This window comes from Anaerorhabdus sp. (assembly GCF_036657415.1).
Lineage (GTDB): Bacteria > Bacillota_I > Bacilli_A > Erysipelotrichales > Erysipelotrichaceae > Anaerorhabdus.
The window spans coordinates 1-2268 of record NZ_JAVXGL010000116.1 but is presented as its reverse complement, the minus strand read 5'-3'; the positions used below and the strand labels follow the sequence as shown (position 1 = coordinate 2268).

Sequence of the window (2268 nt, the reverse complement as noted above, 5' to 3'; positions counted from 1 at the left end):
TCAAGTCGATTGATAAAGTAGCTATAGCAGGCGAACGTATTCGTAATATTACAACAAAAACAAAAGAGCATATTGAGGAGTCTTCCGATTCTCAATATGCTACCCCTCATGATTATGCATCTTCTAAAATAACATCGCATGGTGAACATTTTGTGAATAAAACAGCTATTGAAGCAAAAGTACAATCACAGAAAATATTCCGTTATGTAAAAGAAAGAAAAAGGAAAGCAGAGGATAAAGCACTAACAAAGGATGAAACAAAGACGGAGAATGTAAACACCAATACCTCAGAGGAATCTAGCAAGAAAATCAAAACGAAAGAACATGTTGATAAAGATATTAAAACTACTGATCGTAATTCAAAGATGATATCAAAATCAGTAGAAAATAAAGTAATCAAGGTATCTGAGAAAAATGGTAAAACCATCAAGAAAACTACAAGAGTATCTATCAAGACTTCACAAGAAGCCGCAAAACAAGCTGCGATTAAATCAGCGAAAGTTTCTAAAGGAAAGCGTCAAGTAACGAAAGAATTGGGATGCAAATCGTTTTCAGCAGTTAAGAAAACAGCACATGCAGTTAAACGAGCAATAGAAGCTACTAGAGCTGCATTTGCGTTTCTTTGTTCTATTGGTTGGATAGCCATTTTAATAATCTTACTAATAGCATTGATTGGTGGTGTATTCATGTCAAGTAGCTCCAGTAACGGAGAAGGCAACCAATTATCTAATGAAGTGATTGCACATACTGCGACAATACGCAAATATGCAGATGAATATGAAATACCACATTTTATAAATGCATTACAAGCAATTATGATGCAAGAATCTGGTGGCAGAGGAACTGATCCAATGCAAGCAAGCGAATGTCCTCATAATAAGAAATATCCCAATATTCCTAATGGCATTACTGACGCAGAATATTCTATTCAAGTGGGTGTTCAAAACTTTGCTGATTGCTTAAAACAAGCAAATTGCACAGATGCATTAGAAATATCTTCGCTTAGTCTTGCGATGCAAGGATACAACTTTGGAAATGGTTATATAAATTGGGCATTAAAAAACTTCGGCGCATATTCACAAGCGAATGCCAAAGTATTTTCAGATGAACAAGCACAAAAACATGGTTGGAGCAGTTATGGAGATTCTGAATATGTTTCCCATGTGATGCGATACTACCAATTTGCAGGTCTAGGTACAAGTAATAGCAAATTAGTTAATGTAGCAACATCACAACTAGGTAATGTAGGAGGTGCACCCTATTGGTCGTGGTATGGTTATAATGAACGTGTGGAATGGTGTGCATGTTTCGTAAGTTGGGTAGCATATCAGTCTGGCGATTTAAATGTAACTATACCAAAGTTTGCAGCAGTTGTAGATGGCGTGAAATGGTATAGAGATAGAGGGCAATGGAAAGATAGAAACTATATTCCTGTAGCTGGAACAATCATATTTTTTGATTGGGAAAATGATGGAACTCCTGATCATGTTGGCATTGTCGAAAAAGTTGAAGATGGCATCGTTTACGCGATTGAAGGTAATTCAAATGATGAATGTAAAAAGAATATTTATACATTCAGAAGTATCGTGATTTATGGATATGGAATATTAAATTAATAAGCAAAAGATGAGTATGTGAAAAAGTATTCAAAAACCTGTTGTAAAACAGAAATAGTATACTTTTCTTAACTTATTATTTTCAGATTCACTAAATAATTCATTTGAATTATTATGAGTATAAAATTCAAACTTAATTATAGTAGATAGAATGCCAATTCTTAGGGATTTTCTATAGGGGGTATTTAAGTTTTATATAAGAATCGTAATATTTAATGTATATTTTATTGGTTAATTGGTTATCTTATTCATGATTCTGTCCTCTTGTTCAAAAGTTATTTACTACTTGAAACGACCACATTATAATTTAGTCAGAAAGATAAGCGAAGGAGGTACATTATGAGAAGATATTATATTGGTAGTCTTAACAATGGTCTAGATTTAGACATACATCTGCTACGAAAACAACAAACATAAAAAGTGAGTAGTATCAAAAAGTAGAGACGAAAGATAGCGGAAATTTCACAAATGAAATTTTTAAGTAAAGTTGGAAAGAATATAAAAGGTGCATCAAGATGAATATTGATACCTGTAAAAATGGAAAAGTAGAGAAATTTAGCGCGGTTGCGAATTTTCATACTATGTATACGGTAGTCATTTAATATACGATTGTTCATTCTTTCTGTGCTAGTTCTATCTTTATATATTTCCT

Annotated in this window: 1 protein-coding gene; it reads left to right on the top strand. The window is 33.1% G+C overall.

Annotated features, from left to right (window positions below; all coding sequences use genetic code 11):
• Positions 1–1616 (top strand): lysozyme family protein (locus tag RSB60_RS10905; RefSeq protein WP_332616316.1); only part of this gene is annotated, 1616 nt, incomplete at its 5' end.
• Positions 1617–2268 lie beyond the last annotated feature (652 nt).